This is a genomic window from Curtobacterium sp. Csp1, from assembly GCF_013347185.1.
Map to the genome: position 1 here is coordinate 1,128,981 of NZ_CP054594.1, position 16,867 is coordinate 1,145,847.

Annotated in this window: 18 protein-coding genes; 11 read left to right on the plus strand and 7 right to left on the minus strand. The window is 73.4% G+C overall.

Going from position 1 to position 16,867, the window contains the following annotated elements; all coding sequences use genetic code 11:
• The first annotated feature begins 29 nt into the window (after positions 1-29).
• Genes HUN58_RS05580 through HUN58_RS05590 form a run of 3 tightly spaced genes read left to right on the plus strand, consistent with a single transcriptional unit; the run spans position 30 to position 2,622 of the window.
• A complete protein-coding gene (locus HUN58_RS05580; RefSeq protein ID WP_180224645.1) occupies positions 30-1,355 on the plus strand; it encodes an alpha-L-fucosidase in 1,326 nt (441 codons plus the stop codon).
• Positions 1,355-1,675, plus strand: a complete 321-nt coding sequence (locus tag HUN58_RS05585) for an L-rhamnose mutarotase (protein ID WP_058740450.1) — start codon at positions 1,355-1,357, stop codon at positions 1,673-1,675. Before HUN58_RS05580 ends, HUN58_RS05585 begins: the two co-directional genes overlap by 1 nt.
• Positions 1,672-2,622, plus strand: coding sequence for an aldo/keto reductase (locus tag HUN58_RS05590; protein ID WP_180224646.1), 951 nt, complete (start codon positions 1,672-1,674; stop codon positions 2,620-2,622). The genes HUN58_RS05585 and HUN58_RS05590 overlap by 4 nt, the downstream gene beginning before the upstream one ends.
• Before the next feature lie 139 nt (positions 2,623-2,761).
• On the opposite strand, the gene HUN58_RS05595 is transcribed toward HUN58_RS05590, so the two are convergent.
• The 5 genes from HUN58_RS05595 to HUN58_RS05615 form a co-directional block, all read right to left on the minus strand.
• The gene (locus HUN58_RS05595) at positions 2,762-3,439 is read right to left on the minus strand and encodes a FadR/GntR family transcriptional regulator (protein WP_083519733.1); all 678 of its coding nucleotides are present in this window, start codon (positions 3,437-3,439) and stop codon (positions 2,762-2,764) included.
• A 124-nt stretch (positions 3,440-3,563) separates the two neighbouring features.
• Positions 3,564-4,307 carry an SDR family NAD(P)-dependent oxidoreductase gene (locus tag HUN58_RS05600; RefSeq protein ID WP_180224647.1) on the minus strand — a complete coding sequence of 248 codons (744 nt, stop codon included), beginning with the start codon at positions 4,305-4,307 and terminating at the stop codon, positions 3,564-3,566.
• Positions 4,307-5,161: a fumarylacetoacetate hydrolase family protein gene (locus HUN58_RS05605; protein ID WP_180224648.1), complete on the minus strand. Its 855-nt coding sequence runs from the start codon at positions 5,159-5,161 to the stop codon at positions 4,307-4,309. Before HUN58_RS05605 ends, HUN58_RS05600 begins: the two co-directional genes overlap by 1 nt.
• A 48-nt stretch (positions 5,162-5,209) precedes the next feature.
• The gene (locus HUN58_RS05610) at positions 5,210-6,199 is read right to left on the minus strand and encodes an amidohydrolase (protein ID WP_217488582.1); all 990 of its coding nucleotides are present in this window, start codon (positions 6,197-6,199) and stop codon (positions 5,210-5,212) included.
• Positions 6,200-6,366: 167 nt separating this feature from the next.
• Positions 6,367-6,630, minus strand: coding sequence for a glutaredoxin domain-containing protein (locus tag HUN58_RS05615; protein ID WP_141862949.1), 264 nt, complete (start codon positions 6,628-6,630; stop codon positions 6,367-6,369).
• A gap of 73 nt (positions 6,631-6,703) precedes the next feature.
• Here HUN58_RS05615 and HUN58_RS05620 point away from each other — a divergent pair, with 73 nt between their 5' ends.
• On the plus strand, positions 6,704-7,696 hold the full coding sequence (locus HUN58_RS05620; protein WP_141862947.1) for a PrsW family intramembrane metalloprotease: 993 nt from the start codon (positions 6,704-6,706) through the stop codon (positions 7,694-7,696).
• Positions 7,697-7,737: 41 nt separating this feature from the next.
• Here the strand turns inward: HUN58_RS05620 and HUN58_RS05625 are convergent, their stop codons facing one another.
• Positions 7,738-8,460: a hypothetical protein gene (locus tag HUN58_RS05625; RefSeq protein ID WP_141862945.1), complete on the minus strand. Its 723-nt coding sequence runs from the start codon at positions 8,458-8,460 to the stop codon at positions 7,738-7,740.
• Positions 8,461-8,782: 322 nt separating this feature from the next.
• Here HUN58_RS05625 and HUN58_RS05630 point away from each other — a divergent pair, with 322 nt between their 5' ends.
• The 6 genes from HUN58_RS05630 to HUN58_RS05655 all read left to right on the plus strand — a co-directional run bounded on the left by HUN58_RS05630 (position 8,783) and on the right by HUN58_RS05655 (position 15,055).
• Positions 8,783-10,483: an adenosylhomocysteinase gene (locus HUN58_RS05630; RefSeq protein ID WP_180224654.1), complete on the plus strand. Its 1,701-nt coding sequence runs from the start codon at positions 8,783-8,785 to the stop codon at positions 10,481-10,483.
• Positions 10,480-11,853: an amidohydrolase family protein gene (locus tag HUN58_RS05635; RefSeq protein WP_217488583.1), complete on the plus strand. Its 1,374-nt coding sequence runs from the start codon at positions 10,480-10,482 to the stop codon at positions 11,851-11,853. Before HUN58_RS05630 ends, HUN58_RS05635 begins: the two co-directional genes overlap by 4 nt.
• 49 nt (positions 11,854-11,902) lie before the next feature.
• Complete coding sequence (locus tag HUN58_RS05640) at positions 11,903-12,406, plus strand: cupin domain-containing protein (RefSeq protein ID WP_254631627.1); 504 nt, start codon at positions 11,903-11,905, stop codon at positions 12,404-12,406.
• A gap of 132 nt (positions 12,407-12,538) precedes the next feature.
• Entirely contained in the window at positions 12,539-13,360 is an 822-nt protein-coding gene (locus tag HUN58_RS05645) for an ABC transporter substrate-binding protein (RefSeq protein WP_114849497.1), read from the plus strand.
• Between the two features lie 4 nt (positions 13,361-13,364).
• A complete protein-coding gene (locus HUN58_RS05650; RefSeq protein WP_114849498.1) occupies positions 13,365-14,243 on the plus strand; it encodes an amino acid ABC transporter permease in 879 nt (292 codons plus the stop codon).
• Positions 14,244-14,293: 50 nt separating this feature from the next.
• Complete coding sequence (locus HUN58_RS05655) at positions 14,294-15,055, plus strand: amino acid ABC transporter ATP-binding protein (RefSeq protein ID WP_254631669.1); 762 nt, start codon at positions 14,294-14,296, stop codon at positions 15,053-15,055.
• Between the two features lie 147 nt (positions 15,056-15,202).
• On the opposite strand, the gene HUN58_RS05660 is transcribed toward HUN58_RS05655, so the two are convergent.
• A complete protein-coding gene (locus tag HUN58_RS05660; protein ID WP_141862937.1) occupies positions 15,203-16,168 on the minus strand; it encodes an NAD(P)H-quinone oxidoreductase in 966 nt (321 codons plus the stop codon).
• A gap of 109 nt (positions 16,169-16,277) precedes the next feature.
• Here HUN58_RS05660 and HUN58_RS05665 point away from each other — a divergent pair, with 109 nt between their 5' ends.
• Positions 16,278-16,787, plus strand: a complete 510-nt coding sequence (locus tag HUN58_RS05665) for a hypothetical protein (RefSeq protein WP_180224655.1) — start codon at positions 16,278-16,280, stop codon at positions 16,785-16,787.
• The last annotated feature ends 80 nt before the right edge of the window (positions 16,788-16,867 follow it).

The window sequence follows — 16,867 nt, forward strand, 5'->3', positions numbered from 1 at the left end:
TCGTCCGTTCGGAAAGGAACACCGGTCCCATGACCATCACCGCACCCGCCCAGCCGCAGCCCGACACCGACGCCTCCGGTCTGCCCGCGTGGTTCCGCCACGACCGGTTCGGCATGTTCATCCACTGGGGCCTCTACGCGCTCCCGGCCCGCCACGAGTGGGTGAAGAACTTCGAGCGGATCACCGACGAGGACTACCAGAAGTACTTCGACCACTTCGACCCGGACCTGTTCGACCCCGCCGACTGGGCCCGCCGCGCGCGCGAGGCCGGGATGAAGTACGTCGTGCTCACCACGAAGCACCACGAGGGATTCTGCCTGTGGGACACCGCCCTCACCGACTACAAGTCCACGAACACCCGCTTCGGACGGGACATCGTGCGCGAGTTCGTCGACGCCGTCCGCGCCGAGGGGCTCCGGGTCGGCTTCTACCACTCGCTCATCGACTGGCACCACCCGGACTTCACGATCGACGGCGTGCACCCTCGTCGGGACGACAGCCCGGAGGAGATCGCCCGGCTCAACGAGGGCCGGGACATGGCCCGCTACCGCGAGTACCTGCACGGGCAGGTCGAGGAGCTGCTGACCGGCTACGGCCGCATCGACTACCTGTTCTACGACTTCTCGTACCGTGACAACGACCACGAGGACCGATGGGGCGGCAAGGGCCGCGACGACTGGGGCTCCGAGGAGCTGATGGCGCTGACGAAGCGGCTGCAGCCCGGGATCATCGTCAACGACCGGCTGGACATCCCCGGCGACCTCGTCACGCCCGAGCAGTACCAGCCGGACAAGCCGATGGAGGTCGACGGCGTCCCCGTGCCCTGGGAGGCGTGCCAGACGCTCAACGGCTCGTGGGGCTACGACCGCGACAACCTCACCGTCAAGAGCGTCGACCTGCTCGTCCGGATGCTCGTCGACGGGGTCTCGAACGACGGGAACATGCTGCTCAACGTCGGCCCGACCGGCCGCGGCGAGTTCGACGGGGTGGCGCGGAGGGCGCTCGAGGGCATCGGGGAGTGGATGCGCCGGCACGACCGCTCGGTGTACGGCGCGGGGCCGTCGTCGTACCGCGCGCCGGCCGGCACGGTCTACACGCAGCGGGGCGACCGGCTCTACCTGCACCTGCTCACCTGGCCGTTCGAGCACGTGCACCTGCCCGACCTCGCCGGGAAGGTGGCGTACGCCCAGCTCCTGAACGACGCGTCCGAGGTGCACTTCCGCGAGATCCCGCCGGGGACCCGCGCGCAGAACACCGGACTCGGCGGCCAGCCCGCGGGGACGCTGACCCTGACGCTGCCGATCGTCCGCCCCGACGTGGCGGTGCCGGTCGTCGAGCTGTTCCTCCGCGACTGATGCAGCGGATCCTCTCCCGCACCCGGCTGCGCGCCGGACACGAGGCCGAGTACGAGCGGGTGCACGCCAGCATCCCGCCCGAGCTCGCCGAACGCCTGCGCGCCGCCGGGGTCGCGAACTGGAGCATCTGGCGCGACGGCCAGGACCTGGTCCACCTCATCGAGGTCGAGGACTACCGTGCGATGCGACGGGCCCTCGCCGACGACCCCGTGAACGCGGCGTGGCAGGCCGTGGTCAACCCGCTGCTCGAGGCGGACGACGACTACTCCGGCAACGACGACGGCGTCCCCCTGGTGTGGACGCTCGAAGGGCAGGCATGAGCGACGTGGACCTGGACCGCGGGCCGTTCTGGCTCGGCGGGGCCGTCATCGGGAACCTGCTGCGCGAGGTGTCCGACGACGACGCCCGCGCGACCGTCGACGCGGCGTGGGACGTCGGCGTCCGCGGCTTCGACACCGCCCCGCACTACGGCCTCGGGCTGAGCGAGCGGCGGCTCGGGGCGGCGCTCGCCGGACGGCCGCGGGACGAGTACGCGATCTCGACGAAGGTCGGGCGGCGGCTCGTGCCCGGGCCGGGCGACGGGGTCGACGACGACGGCTTCGCGGTGCCGAACGACCTCGTCCGGCAGTGGGACCCGACCGCCGACGGGGTCCGTCGGTCGCTCGACGAGTCCCTTGACCGGCTCGGCCTCGACCGGGTCGACGTCGCGTACCTGCACGACCCCGACGTGTACGACCTGGCGGCCGGGCTGACCCAGGCGCTGCCGGCGCTCGCCGCGCTGCGGGACGAGGGCGTGGTCCGGGCGGTCGGCGTCGGGTCGAACTCGGTGGCTGCGCTGACGGCCGCCGTCGAGACCGGACTGTGCGACGTCGTCATGCTGGCCGGGCGGTACACACTGCTCGAACAGCCCGCCGCCGCGCTGGTCGACCGGTGCGCCGAGACCGGCGTGGACGTCGTCGCGGTCGGGGTCTACAACTCCGGGCTGCTCAGCCGTCCGCTGCCGGCGCCGGACACCACGTACGACTACGCCCCGGCCCCGCCCGAGCTGGTCGAGCGGGCGCGGGCGCTCGCCGCGGTGTGCGGACGGCACGGGGTCACGCTGCCCGAGGCCGCGCTGGCGTTCCCGCGTCGTGCCGAGGCCGTCCGAGCCGTGGCGGTCGGTGCGCAGTCGGCGGACCAGGTGTGCGAGAACGCCGCCCGGGCCGCTGCGACGGTGCCTGAGGCGCTGTGGGACGAGCTGCGCGAGGCATCGCTGCTCCCGGCCTGACCCGGCGTGCAGCGGGCCGTGGCCGCCCGCCCGGCATCGCACCCCGCCGCGGACGTCGCACCCCGACCAGACGGGGCGCGATGTCCGTCCGGGGGTGCGGCGCGGACCGCGCCGGAGGGCTCCGCAGCGACGGGCCCGGTCACTCGAGCGAGCGGCGGAGCCAGCGCTCGACGCCCTCGACGTGTGCGACAACGAGGGACTGCACGAGCTGCGGGTCGCGGCGACGGATGGCCTCGACGATGGCCGCGTGCTCGTCGAGCGTGCGCTGGACGGAGCCGTTCTGCGTCAGGCCCCGCCAGACCCGGACGCGGACGGTCTTGCTCGACAGGGCGTCGAGCAGGCCGGACAGGTACCGGTTGCCGCCGATGCCGGCGATCGTGGAGTGGAAGTGGAGGTCGTGGGCGACGAGGTCCTCGACGCCGGTGTCCTCACCGACGCTCTGCATGAGCACCGCGAGGTCGTCGATCTGCTGTTCGGTCGCGCGGGCGGTCGCGAGCACGGCGGCGGCGGGTTCGAGGATGCGCCGGACCTCGAGCAGGTCGACGAGCGACCGGTCGTGGTGCATGTCGACGACGAACGACACGGCCTCGAGCAGCACGTTCGGCTCGAGGGACGTGACGTACGTGCCGTCGCCGCGCCGGACGTCGAGCACGCGGATGAGCTCGAGGGCCTTCACCGCCTCGCGCAGGCTGTTGCGGGACAGACCGAGCGACTCGCTCAGTTCCTTCTCCGGAGGGAGGCGCTGCCCCGGTCGGAGCTCACCGCTCACGATCATCTGCTGGATGCGTGCGATCGCATCGTCGGTCAACGACGCCACGTCACCACCTCCTGCTGCTGCCCGGCAGCGCCGGGTCGACGGGCCGGACCGCGTACGCGTCCGGACACGCCGAATCTAGCCGACCCGTGCCTCCCGGCCGGCCCCGCCCGCCACGCGCCGGCCGTCACGCGGGTCGGAGACGGAGGGCCTGCATGCCCCCGTCGACCGCGAGGTCGACCCCGGTCGTCGACCGCGCGCTGGGGCTGCTCAGGTAGGCGACCGCCTCGGCGACCTCCTCCGGCGCGACGAGGCGACCGTGCGGCTGCCGTGCCTCGAGCGCGGCACGCTCCGCCTCGGGGTCCGCCGCCGTCGACAGCAGTCGGGCGACCCACGGGGTGTCCGCGGTGCCCGGGTTGACCGCGTTCACGCGGATGCCCTCGCGGAGGTGGTCGGCCGCCATCGCGCGCGTCAGCGCCGCGATCGCACCCTTCGTGGCCGAGTAGAGCGCGCGCTGCGGCAGCCCGGCGGTCGCGGCGATCGAGCAGGTGTTGACGATCGACCCTGCCGTCGACGCCCGCAGGTGCGGGAGGCACGCGCGCGAGAGCCGCACCGCGCCGAGCACGTTGACCTCGTACACGCGCCGCCACTCGTCGTCCGGGTTGTCCTCGACCGTGCCCTGCGCGCCGATGCCCGCGTTGTTGACGAGCACGTCCAGTCCGCCGAGCTGGTCGACGGCCGCCGCCACGGCGGCCCGGACGGACTCGTCCGACGACACGTCGCACGTGACGGACGGCGCCGACGGGGACGGCTGCAGGTCGAGCACGACGACGGTCGCGCCGCGCTCCTGCAGTGCTGCGACGATCGCGGCGCCGATGCCGGAGGCGCCGCCGGTGACGACGGCGCGGAGTCCCTCGTGCGTCCCGGGCATCACGCAGCCCCCATCGTCTGGCGCTGCGTGCCGAGGCCGTCGATCGAGCACTCGACCACGTCCCCCGGACGGAGGTACGGTGCGCCACCGCCGAGGGCGACACCCGCCGGGGTGCCCGTGTTGATGACGTCGCCGGGGCGGAGGACCATGAACTGCGACAGGTACCGGACGACCTCGACCGGGTCGAAGACCATGTCCGCGGTGGTGCCGTCCTGCCGGACCTCGCCGTTCACGGTCAGGCGCATCCGCAGGTCGGCGGGGTCGACGGCGTCCGCCGTGACGAGCCAGGGTCCGAGGGGGTTGAAGGTCTCGCAGGACTTCCCCTTGTCCCACTGCCCGCCGCGCTCCAGTTGGAACGCTCGCTCGGAGACGTCGTTCGCGACGGCGTACCCGGCGATGCACGCTGCGGCGTCGGCGGCGGAGACGCAGTAGCGCGCGGTCCGCCCGACGACGACGGCGAGCTCGACCTCCCAGTCGGTCTTCTCGCTGCCACGGGGGACGAGCACGGTGTCGTCCGGCCCGACCACGGTCGACGGGTCCTTCATGAAGACGATCGGCTCGGTGGGGATGTCGGCGCCCGTCTCCGCGGCGTGGTCCCGGTAGTTCAGGCCGATGCAGACGACCTTGCCCGGGCGGGCGAGCGGGGCGCCGCGGCGCATGGTGTCCGCGCCGGCGAGCTCGGGCAGGTCCCCGGCGTCGCGGGCGTGCCGGACGAGCTGCGCGGGGCCGGGGTCGCTCGCCAGGAACGCTCCCGTGATGTCGGAGGTCAGGCTCCGCAGGTCGAGGACCCGGCCGTCCTCGTCGATGGCCACCGGGATCTCCTCGCCGGTCGGGCCGAGTCGTGCGAACTGCATCGTTCCCCGTTCCTCTGGGTGTACGCGACCGGACGTCGCACAGACATCCTATGTCTGGCTCGGGTGCTCGACAAGGTACGTCCGGGTGGCGGTGCCGGCGAACACGGTGTCACGCTCGGTGGGGGAGAGGTCGTCGAGGGCGGCCTGCGTGGTGGCGAGCACCGCGGCGTGGTCGGCGACCAGGGTGGAGACGGGCCAGTCCGAGCCCCACATCGTGCGGTCCGGGCCGAAGTGCTCGACGGTCTCGCGGATGTACCGGTGGACGGGGCGCTCCCGCCAGTCCGGGCCGGCCTCGGTGAGGAGTCCGGAGGCCTTGACGACGACGTTCGGGCGGGCGGCGAGGTCGCGCATGCGGGAGCGCCAGGCGTCGGCGGGGCCGGGGTCGCCGGGGCCGCGGTCGGGGTGGGCGGAGGCGGCACGCAGCTCGGCGGCGCACGGTTCGCCGGCGCGCGGTCGGGTGGTGCGCGGTTCGTCGGCAATGGCCGGTTTGCCGGCGTGGTCGAGGACGAAGCGCCCCTCGGGGACGGCGTCGACGAGGGCGAGGGCAGCCGCTTGCTCCCGGGCGCGGACGAGCAGGTCGAACGCGAGTCCGGCGGCGGCGACGGCACGGACACCGCGGACCACCTCGGGGCGGGCGAGCCAGCCGGGGTCGGGTTCGTCGTGGGCCTGGTGCCGGATGCCGACCAGGCGGGGGCCGGAGTCTGCGCCGCGGGCGCCGGGGCCGGCGCCGCCGGGGCCGACGCCGCCGGGGCGGGCGCCGTCGACCAGGGCGGCCAGTCGGTCGGCGACGTCCGGTGCCGTGAGGTCGACCCAGCCGACGACCCCGACGACCGGGCTGGGCTGGGTCAGGAGCCACTCGGTCTCGCCGGGGTCGTGCGCCGCCTGCACGACGATCGTCCGGTCGATGCCAGCGGCTCGCGTGAGGGCGCTGAGGTCGTCCGTGTCGAAGCGGCGGCGGAGCGGGGCGACCGAGTCGTCCATCCAGGGGTACGGCCGGTCGGACGGGTCCCAGAGGTGGTGGTGAGCGTCGATGATCACGAGCTCATCCTGCCGGATTCATCCGATGTCCGCGCGGGGGTGCGCGCTCCCGACCCGCGGGCTGGTGGCGTGGCCGAGTCTCGCGCTGGACGACGAGTCTCGCGAATGCGCGGCCGGGCCTCGTCGCTCAGCGCGAGACTCGAGCCGCGCAGACCCCGCGGCCGGCGTCAGATCGCCCCGGACGCCTCGAGCTCGCCCTGTAGTTCGGCGTCCGACGGCTCCACGAAGTGCTTGCCGTTCGGGAGCACCACGACGGGGATGTTCTTCCGCCCGCTGATCGCCTCGGCGCGGTCGGCCGCCGACAGGTCCGCCTCGACGTCCACGTACTCGTAGTCCACGCCGAGCCGGTCGAGCAGCGCCTTCGACCGCCGGCAGTCGCGGCACCAGTCCGCGCCGAACATCGTCACCTTGTCGAACGTCTCGTCAGTCATGTCCACACAGTACGTCCGTACAGGTCCGGACATTCCCGCGGCATCGGCGGCGCGGCGGGAGCACGATGGCCGCATGACCCTGACGACGGACGTCGCCGTCCACCCGCACCACCGCCACGGCTGGTGGTGGAAGACCCTGCTCGCCGGCTTCCTGCTCTGGGCCGTGACCATCGTCGTGACGGTGGTGACGCTCAACACGAACCTCGTGCCGACGATCATCCTGCTCGGCAGCTTCCTCGTGCCGTTCACGGTCGTCCTGTTCGTGATCGAGCGGGTGACCGGGACCGTCAGCACGATGCAGCTCGTCACCGCGTTCTTCGTCGGCGGGATCCTCGGCGTGCTCGGCGCCTCGCTCCTCGAGGCCGACCTGCGCCAGGGCGCCTTCATCTACGTCCTCGTGGGCTTCGTCGAGGAGTTCGTCAAGGGCGTCCTGCTCCTGTTCGTCGGTTGGCGCGTCCGCCCGAAGACCGCCGGCCAGGGTGCCCTGCTCGGCGCGACGATCGGCGCGGGCTTCGCGGCGTTCGAGTCCGCCGGCTACGCCTTCAACGCGGCGATCACCGAGCGCGGCATTGACCTGGTGTCCCTGCTGCAGACCGAGGTCGTGCGGGCCGTGCTGTCACCGGTCGGGCACGTGCTCTGGACGGCGATCCTCGGGGCGGTGCTGTTCGGCGCCGCGCGGGGCGGGGCGAAGCTACGCTGGTCGTGGTGGATCCCGACCGCGTACGTCGTCGTCTCGGTGCTGCACGGGCTGTGGGACAGCAACAGCACCCTGTCGACGCTCCTGGCGTTCGTGTTCACCGGAACGCCCCTGTCGGCGGCGCAGACCGGGACGTTGCCGCCCGGGCTCGCCTCGCTCGCGACGACGCTGTACGTCGTCGGGCTGCTCGTCGTGACCCTGATCGGCGTGGTCGTCCTCGTCGCGGTGCTCGTGCACCATCACCGCCGGGACGGCAGCCCCGAAGCCGTGGCGTGGTCTCGGTCGTCCGCGCCGGCATGGTCGGTCAGCAACGCGGGTGCGGAGGATCGGGATTGGCGGTCGACGCCACCCCGGCTGCCTGGGCAGTGATGCGTCCGGCACGGGGCCCGATCCTCCGCTTCCTGCGCTCGCTACTGGCTCGCGCGGACCACACAGCTCGCGACGACGCCCGTCGGGAAGCCGATCGACGCTCCGATGCAGACCGCGCACGCCGTGCCGGCGGTCACGATGCAAGCGGCACCGCACACCCCGGCGAGGATGGCGAGGGCCCAGGCGTTCACGTTCTGCTTGCTCAGGCAGTCGTTGAGCCTGGCCCAGAACCCGGCCGACGCGCGTGACTGCTGTGCGGCGAGCGCGACGCTCTTCTCTGCCTCCGCAGCGGTGATCGACTTCGAGAAGCGCAGTTCGCGGTCCTGCCAGACCTCGAGGCTCCCGCCGCCCTCGCCGTCCCCTCGGAAGGCGAACTCGACCGTGGTCGTCAAGCGACCAGCTGCGTCGAAGAAGGAGGATCGGCTCGAGATGGTCTCCAGCCCTGCCCCCTTCAGGCCGATCCTGACGACGGAGCCGCTGCCGTTCGCGAGCACCGTCGCGGTGGATCCGTCGAGCGTCGCTCCGCTCGACGTTCGGTGATCATCGAGAGCAGCTCGACGGACAGCCGCCTCGCGTTCTGACGCGGGGAGCTCGTCGAGTCGGTTCTGGACGAGGGCTTGCTCGAAGTCCGCGATCTCAGCCGCGCGGTCTCGGACGGCCGCTGCCTCGGCTGGGACCGGACTCAGTGTCGTCGCGATCATGGCGATCGCGGCACCCCCGACGAGGAAGGCCGTGAACCGCTTCGAGAGCGCTGCAGTGTTCATCTTCTGTGGTGGATGGCAAGGGTCACGATCGCCGCCAGGGAGGCCAGGAGCACCGCCGCACTCCAGGCGACGATCGCCTGGTCTGGCATTGCTGCGCCCACGGCAGCCAATCCTGCTGTCATCAGCAGCAGTGCGGCTGTGAGCCGTTTCCCTCGGTGATCTCTGCGCATCATCTCCTCCGCGCTCAACGATCGAAGACCGGTCCCGCGGCGTCAAACATCAGGAATCAGATATTCACACCAGCCGCGCGTGTCGCGCGGGTCTGGCCAGGGCGAGCCACTCCCCACCCCGCCCCGCCACCCCCGCCCCCTACGATGTCCCCATGCCGCAGCGACCCGACCCCGCCCGGGTCGCGTGGGCCTCGGCAGCCGTCCGCCGCTTCGCCGCCGCGACGAACCTGCTCGTCGCCGCCCGCACCTACCGCATCGTCGGTGGCGACCCCCGCGACACCGCCGCGCTCGACGCCCTGCTGACCGGACTCGGCGCCCGTCCGGCCGAGTCACATGAGCCCGTCGACCAGCTGTGGTGCCTCGGGGACCCCGCCGAGTCGACCGCGGCCGTCGAACGCGAGGCCGACCGCCCCCGCGGCGCGACCCTCGTCGTGGTGGACGTCGGCCGGTACGTCCCCGCCGTCGACGAGGACGCCTTCGGCCCGGTCGCCCCGGCACGCCCAGGGGTGCTCGCCGTCCCGGCGCTGTCCGACGACGTGTTCCTCGTCTCGACTGGCCGCGACCCCGAGGACGACCCCGCCGCGGCAGCCCGCATCCGCTGGGCCCGGCGCTCGATGCCGGTGTCGCGCGCGGTCGCCGCCGAGCTCCGGGACGGCGGCCTGCTCCGCGGCACCCGGGTCGGGGTGTCGATGGTGCTCGAACCGAAGACCGCGGTCCTCGTGCTGCTCCTGCGGGACGCCGGCGCCGAGGTGGTCGTCTACGCGCACGCCGACGAGACCGACGACGCGGTCGCGCAGGCGCTCCGGGACGCGGGTGTGCCGGTGCACGCGTCGAGCACGGCGACGACCGCCGAGCAGAAGACCCTCGCGCTCGCGATGCTCGACACGCGTCCGCACGTCCTGCTCGACGACGGCTCGCACCTCGTCCGGCTCGCCCACCAGGAGCGGCCGGACCTGCTGCCGACGATGCTCGGCGCGGCCGAGGAGACGACGAGCGGCCTCCGACCGCTCCGCACGATGGCGGCGCGCGGCACGCTCGGCATCCCCGTGGTCGCCGTGAACGACGCCCGCAGCAAGACCTTCTTCGACAACCGGTACGGCACCGGGCAGTCCACAGTCGCCGCGACGCTCGACCTGGTCGACGGGCTCGCGTCGTCCGCGCACCGCGTCCGGCCGGGAGGCTCGGCGGTCGTCGCCGGGTCCGGTCCCGTCGGCGAGGGGGTCGCCCAGGTACTCCGCGCCTTCGGCTTCCGGGTGACGGTCGCCGAGGTCGACCCGGTCCGGGCCCTGCAGGCCCGGTTCGCCGGCTCCGCGGTGGCGCCGCTCGTCGACGCGGTGCGGGACGCCGACCTGGTGATGAGCGCGACCGGGGTACCGGACACGATCGACCACGCGGTGCTCCGGGCCGCAGCAGCCGGCGCGGTCGTGTCGGTCGCCGGCGGGGTCGACAACGAGGTCGCCGTCGAGGACGCCCTGGCCGCCGGGGCGACCCGTGTCCCCGAGGCGCCGGGCGTGGAGCGCCTGACCTGGCCGGACGGCCACCACGTGCTGCTCCTGGCCGGGGGTGCCGGGGTCAACACGAGCGCGGCCGAGGGCAACCCGGTCGAGATCATGGACCTGTCCTTCGCGGTGCAGCTCGGGGCCGTGCGGATGCTCCTCGAGCACGGTGACGAGCTCGACCGCGCCGTCGTGCCGGTCGACCCCGCGGTGGACGACGCGACCGCCCGCGCGGCGCTCGCCGCCTGGGGGAGCCGCTCCGATCCTCCCGTCCGTCCCGCCGGCCACCTGCCGGACCGCGAGCCGGACGTCCGCACCCACCGCTTCGGCGACCCGTCGGCGGGCGGCCGGCCGTGAGCGCCGCGCACCCGACCGTCGTCCACTCCGCCCGCGTGGTCGTCCCGATGACCGCGCCGCCGATCGCCGACGGTGCGGTGGCGGTCCGCGACGGTCGGATCCTGCACGTCGGCGACCGCTCCTGGGTCGTCGACCAGCTCGACGGCCAGCCGTTCACCGAGCGGCGGTGGCGGGGTGCCCTGCTGCCCGGGCTCGTGAACGCGCACTCGCACCTGCAGTACACCGGCATGGCGGGTGTCGGGCAGCGGCAGTACCAGGGCTTCGAGGACTGGGCCGCCGCGTTCAACGTCGACTACGCCCTGCCGCACGACTGGCGGGCCGAGGCGTCCGCCGGTGCCGAGGCCTCGATGCTCGCCGGTGTGACGAGCATCGCGGACATCGTCACGGACATCGAGGCGGCGACCGTCCTCGGCTCCTACGGCCTCGGCGGGATCACCTACTGGGAGGTCATGGACCAGGAGAACCAGGCGTGGCAGGAGCACGGCCGCGCCCAGGTCCTCGACGAGCTCGCGCGCATCCCGACCACGCCCGGCGCCGGACTCTCCCCGCACGCGCCGTACTCGCTCGACGTCGCGCCCCTGCTCGAGCTCCCCGACATCGTGCGGCAGCACGGACTCCGCCTGCACCTGCACCTCGGCGAGGCCGCGTTCGAGGGCGAGCGGACCGCGCTCGGCCCGGTCCCCGGGCTCGAGGGCGTCGACGGTGTCGGACCGGCCGGGGGCGGACACAGCGCCGACTGGCACCTGGCGAACGTCCCGTCCTTCCGGGCGATGCGCGCGCTCGGGTTCGGCGCGAGTGCGACCGCGTTCGTCGACCGGCTCGGGGTCCTCGGGCCGGACTGCCACATCGCGCACGGCGTGTACGTGACCGCCGCCGACCGGGCACTGCTCCGGGCACGCGGCACCGCGGTCGCGCTCTGCCCGCGCTCGAACGCCGTCATCGGACTCGACCCGCCCCCGGTCGCCGACTACCTGCGCGAGGGCAGTCCGATCGCGATCGGCACCGACTCGCTCTCGTCGTCGCCCTCGCTCGACCCGATGGCCGACGTCACGGCCCTGCACCGCATCGCCCGCGCCCAGGGCTACGGCCACCGCGACCTGCACGAGCGGCTCCTGGCCGCCGCGACCCTCGGCGGCGCGCACGCGATGGGCCTGGCCGTCGGGCCGGACCGCGCCGGGCACCTGGCCGTCGGGGCGCGGGCCGACCTGGCCGTGTTCGACGTCGACGCTCGCACCGTGCCGGACGCGCTCGCCGAGCTCGTCGAGGACGGTGCCGGTCGCGCCGTCGCCACCGTCGTCCGCGGGGTGGTCCGTGCGAGCGACGGCGTCCTGCACCCGTTCGACGCCGGCACCCCCGTCCCCGTCCCGTGACCGACCGCGTCCGCGCGCTCGTCCGCCACCCCGTCCCCGAGGAGTCCCGATGACCGACACCGCACCCCGTCCCGGCATGGTCCCCCGTCGCACCGTCGACGGCCGCGTGCTCGAGTGGCTCGACGTGCCCCAGCGTGCCGCGGCGCTCGGCATGGACCCGCACCCCGAGGGCGGCTGGTACGTCCGGACGTGGACCTCTCCCTCCGAGGTCGCCACCCCCGCCGGGCAGCGTCCCGCGGCGACGCTCATCCACTTCCTGCTGCCCCCGGGTGAGGCGTCCGCCTGGCACCGGGTGACGCGCGACGAGATCTGGATGTGGCACGGTCCCGACACCGTCGTGCTCGAGCTCGGCGGCAGCGGGGACCAGCCCGAGCCCGGCGACCGCATCACGCTCGGTCCGGACGCCGGCCGGCACCGGCTGCACGACGCGCAGGCGTTCGTCCGCGGCGGGGTCTGGCAGCGGACCCTGCCGAGTGGCGGCGAGGTGCTCCTGAGCTGCATGGTCTCGCCCGGCTTCTCGTTCGACGACTTCACGATGGCGGACCCCGCCTGAGCGGACCCGCGCCCGCCTGCCCGGCCCGTCCCGACCGCTCCGCGTGTCACGGGCCGTCGCCGGCGTCGCGCTGGTATCCCAGCCGCCGGTACACTGCGTCCTGCCCCCGACCCTCCTGACGAAGGCCCGCCCGTGACCCGCACCCGCCGTCTCTCCCTCGCAGTCGCCACCGCCGCGGTCGCCGCCCTCGCGCTCGCCGCCTGCTCCGCCGGGGGCAGCAGCTCCGCCGACGGCAACGTCACCGCGGGCAAGCTCACGATCGCCACCGGCGACCCGGCGTACTCGCCCTGGGTCGAGGACAACGACCCGCAGTCCGGGAAGGGCTTCGAGGCCGCCGTGGCGTACGCCGTCGCGAAGGAGATGGGCTACGGCAAGAGCGACGTGGTCTGGAAGCGCAGCACCTTCGACAGCGCGATCGCCCCCGGACCGAAGGACTGGGACCTCAACGTCCAGCAGTTCTCGATCGACGCCAAGCGCAAGAAGGCCGTCGACATGTCCACGGCGTACTACACGACCACCCAGGCCGTCGTGACCACGACGAAGTCGAAGGCCGCGAAGGACACCACGATCGCCGCGCTCAAGGGCGACACGATCGGCGTCGCCGCCGGGTCGACGAGCATCCAGAGCGTCAAGGACGTCCTCGGCGTCACCCCGCAGGTGTTCAACTCGAACGACGACGCGGTCCTCGCCCTGAAGTCCGGGCAGATCGACGCCATCGTCACCGACCTGCCGACTGCGTTCTACATGTCGGGCGCCCAGCTCGACGACGGCACGGTCTCGGCGCAGTTCCCGCAGGACGGCACGGGCGACCAGTTCGGCTTCGTGCTGCCGAAGGGCTCCGCGCTGACGAGCAAGGTCGACGAGGCGCTGGCCGCCCTGAAGTCCGACGGCACGCTCGAGCGGCTGCAGACGACCTGGCTCTCCTCGGCGACGAACACCCCCGTCCTGAAGTAGCCCGGTGACCGTCCCCGCAGGCGCCGGCACCCCGGTCGCCACACCAGCGCCGAGCCCGGTGGAGGCCGAGCGCCGGCTGTACCGTCGGCAGCGCGGCCGCCGCTCGGTCGTGGTGTCGGTCGTCTCGACGCTCGTCGTCGTGGTGGTGCTCTGGCTCGGCGTGGTGAACACCCCCGGGTGGGCCGCCGTCCAGCAGTCGTTCTTCGACCCGCAGACCGCCGTCGACGTCTTCCCGCAGGTCCTGCTCGGCCTCTGGCTGAACATCCGGATCCTGTTCTTCGCGAGCATCGGCGTCGCGGTGCTCGGGACGCTGCTCGCGGTCGTCCGGGGCCTGCGGAACCCGGTGTTCTTCCCGCTGCGGATGCTCGCGACGGCCTACACCGACCTGTTCCGCGGCCTGCCGCTCATCATCGTGCTGTACCTGGTCGGCTTCGGCATCCCCGGGCTCGGCATCTTCCCGCGCCAGCCCCCGGAGGTCTGGGGCACCATCGCGATCGTGCTCACCTACTCGTCGTACGTCGCCGAGGTCCTGCGCGCCGGCATGGAGGCCGTGCACCCCTCGCAGCGGCTCGCGGCCCGGTCGCTCGGGCTGTCGCACGCCGGGACGCTCCGGCTCGTCGTGCTGCCGCAGGCGATTCGCAAGGTCACACCCGCGCTCATGAACGACTTCGTGTCGATGCAGAAGGACGTCGGGCTCGTGTCGATCCTGGGCGCCGTGGACGCGGTCCGCAGCGCGCAGATCGCCCAGGCCGAGGCCTACAACTTCACGCCGTACCTGGTCGCCGGACTCCTGTTCGTCGTGATCAGCCTGCCGCTGATCCGCGTCACCGACGCGGTCGCGCGGCGCCAGCAGCGCCGTGAGCAGATCGGAGGGACCGTGTGACCGAAGCATCCGCTGCGGGGGCGGGCCGCGCCTCCCGTCCGATCACCGGCCTGGAGGCACGTGGTGCGTCCGACGCGTCGGTCCCCGTCCTGGAACTGCGCGGCCTGCGCAAGGCCTTCGGTGGACACGAGGTCCTGCGCGGCATCGACCTGACCGTGCACCGGCACGAGGTGATCTGCGTCATCGGGGCGTCCGGCTCCGGGAAGTCGACGCTCCTCAAGATCGTGAACCTGCTCGAGGGCATCGACGACGGCGAGGTGCTGCTGCAGGGCACCGACATCGCCGACCCGCGCATCGACGTCGACGCCACCCGGGCGCGCATCGGCGTCGTCTTCCAGCAGTTCAACCTGTTCCCGCACATGCGCGTCCTCGACAACGTGACGCTCGCGTCCCGTCGGGTGCACGGCGTCCCGCGGGCCGAGGCCGAGGCGACGGCCCGGCGGCTGCTCGAGCGGATCGGACTGTCGGACTTCGCGGACGCGTACCCGGACCGGCTCTCCGGCGGGCAGCAGCAGCGCGTCGCGATCGTGCGTGCGGTGGCGACCTCGCCGGAGCTGCTCCTGCTCGACGAGGTGACGAGCGCGCTCGACCCGCAGCTCGTGGGCGAGGTGCTTGACCTGGTGCGCGAGCTCAAGGAGCAGGGTTCGACGATCCTGATGACCACGCACGAGATGCAGTTCGCCCGGAAGGTCGCCGACCGGATCGTGTTCCTGCACCGCGGCGAGGTCGTCGAGCAGGGTGCCCCGGCTGACGTGCTCGACCGCCCGCAGCACCCCGCCCTCGTCGAGTTCCTGGCGCGCGTCCACGCCTGACCCGGCGTCCCGCGTCTCGCGTTCCCGCGTCTGGCGTTTCGCGAAACGCAACGGTGGCGGTTTCTCGCAGCGGTATGTCGCTGCGAGCAACCGTCGACGTTGCGTCTTGCGGGGGCGTCTCGGGCCGGGTGCTGGCCGGCGCCGGCGCTACGGGCGCAGCAGCACCTTCCCGACCACCTCGCCGTCGCGCACCCGGCGGTGCGCCTCGGCGGCGTCGGCGAGCGGCAGCACGCTGTCCACGACGGGTCGGACGCTGCCGTCGGCGACGAGCGGCCAGACGTGCTCCCGGACCGCGGCGACGATCGCGGCCTTCTCGTCGAGGGGCCGGGCGCGCAGGGTCGTGGCGCTGATCGTCGCGCGCTTCCGCATCATCGCGCCGAAGTCGAGCTCGCCCGTCCTGCCGCTGCCCGCCGCGATGACCGCGATGTGCCCGTTCGGCGCCAGGACGGCGAGGTGCTTCGCCAGGTAGTCCGCGCCGACGACGTCGAGCACGACGTCGACCCCGCGGCCGTCCGTGAACGCCAGGGCCCGCTCGACGAAGTCCTCGGTGCGGTGGTCGACGACCAGGTCCGCGCCGAGCTCCTGCGACGCCCGGACCTTCCGCTCGCCGCCGCTCGTCGCGATCACCCGGACACCCATGGCCTTCGCCAGCAGCACCGCGTGCGAGCCCATCCCGCCGGTGCCGCCGTGCACCAGGAGTGTCTGCCCGGCACGCAGGCCCGCGATCATCCCGAGGTTCGACCAGACCGTGCACGCCGCCTCGGGCAGCGCCGCGGCCTCGACCAGGTCGACGCCGTCCGGGACCGGGAGCACCTGCGCCGCCGGGACCGCCACGAGCGAGGCGTACCCGCCGCCGGACAGCAGGGCACAGACCCGGTCGCCGACCGCGAACCCGGTCCCCCCGTCGCCCAGGGCACGGACGGTGCCGGAGACCTCGAGGCCGAGCACGTCCGAAGCGCCGGGCGGCGGCGGGTAGTTCCCGGCGACCTGCTGCAGGTCCGCGTTGTTCACCCCGGCCGCGGCGACCTCGACCAGGACCTCGCCGGGACCGGCCACCGGGTCCGGGAGCTCGTCGAGTCGGGGTGCGCCGTCGTGTGCCGTGATCGCCTGCATGCCCTCGACGCTAGCCCCGGGACCCGCGACCACCTGTGCGTCCGCCATGTACCGTCGACGGCGACCCGCGCACGACCGAGGCGCGGGCACGGACTCCAGGGGGACCCACATGGCCAGGAAGACCACCGCACTCGCGACCGCCGCACTCGCCGTCGCACTGCTCGCCGGCTGCTCGGCCGGCGGATCGGGCGGCAACGGCAACGGCAACGGCAACAGCAGCGGGAGCGGCAGCGGCAGCACGGGACAGAGCAGCGCACCGAAGGCGTCGTCGCAGGCGTCGTCCCAGTCGAAGGCCGAGGCCTGCTCCGCCTTCCAGTCGAAGGTCGAGGACGCCGCGAAGGGCCTGCAGTCCCAGGTCTCCGCGCTGCAGTCCGACCCGAACGCCGCCGTCGCGAAGCTCAAGGAGTTCGACCAGTCGCTCTCCGACGGCGTCGACGCCGTGCAGAACACGGACGTGAAGCCGAAGGCCGAGGCGTTCCGCTCCGCCTACGACGAGATGCTCACCCAGATCGAGTCGATCGCGAAGGACCCGAAGTCCGCCGACCTCTCCGCCTTCACCGCGACGACGCAGAAGGTCCAGGACGCGGGCACCGAGTTCCAGAAGGTCTGCACGGCCTGACCCCGGGCCGCACGACGACGCCCCGCCCGGCACCACTGCCGGACGGGGCGTCGCTGCGCCGGGGGAGCGGGAGCGCGGCA

Coding starts and splice junctions, on each gene's coding strand:
- HUN58_RS05580 (WP_180224645.1), top strand. CDS start 30: ATGACCATCACCGCACCCGCCCAGCCGCAGCCCGACACCGACGCCTCC.
- HUN58_RS05585 (WP_058740450.1), top strand. CDS start 1,355: ATGCAGCGGATCCTCTCCCGCACCCGGCTGCGCGCCGGACACGAGGCC.
- HUN58_RS05590 (WP_180224646.1), top strand. CDS start 1,672: ATGAGCGACGTGGACCTGGACCGCGGGCCGTTCTGGCTCGGCGGGGCC.
- HUN58_RS05600 (WP_180224647.1), bottom strand. CDS start 4,307: ATGCCCGGGACGCACGAGGGACTCCGCGCCGTCGTCACCGGCGGCGCC.
- HUN58_RS05605 (WP_180224648.1), bottom strand. CDS start 5,161: ATGCAGTTCGCACGACTCGGCCCGACCGGCGAGGAGATCCCGGTGGCC.
- HUN58_RS05615 (WP_141862949.1), bottom strand. CDS start 6,630: ATGACTGACGAGACGTTCGACAAGGTGACGATGTTCGGCGCGGACTGG.
- HUN58_RS05620 (WP_141862947.1), top strand. CDS start 6,704: ATGACCCTGACGACGGACGTCGCCGTCCACCCGCACCACCGCCACGGC.
- HUN58_RS05625 (WP_141862945.1), bottom strand. CDS start 8,460: ATGAACACTGCAGCGCTCTCGAAGCGGTTCACGGCCTTCCTCGTCGGG.
- HUN58_RS05630 (WP_180224654.1), top strand. CDS start 8,783: ATGCCGCAGCGACCCGACCCCGCCCGGGTCGCGTGGGCCTCGGCAGCC.
- HUN58_RS05640 (WP_254631627.1), top strand. CDS start 11,903: ATGACCGACACCGCACCCCGTCCCGGCATGGTCCCCCGTCGCACCGTC.
- HUN58_RS05660 (WP_141862937.1), bottom strand. CDS start 16,168: ATGCAGGCGATCACGGCACACGACGGCGCACCCCGACTCGACGAGCTC.
- HUN58_RS05665 (WP_180224655.1), top strand. CDS start 16,278: ATGGCCAGGAAGACCACCGCACTCGCGACCGCCGCACTCGCCGTCGCA.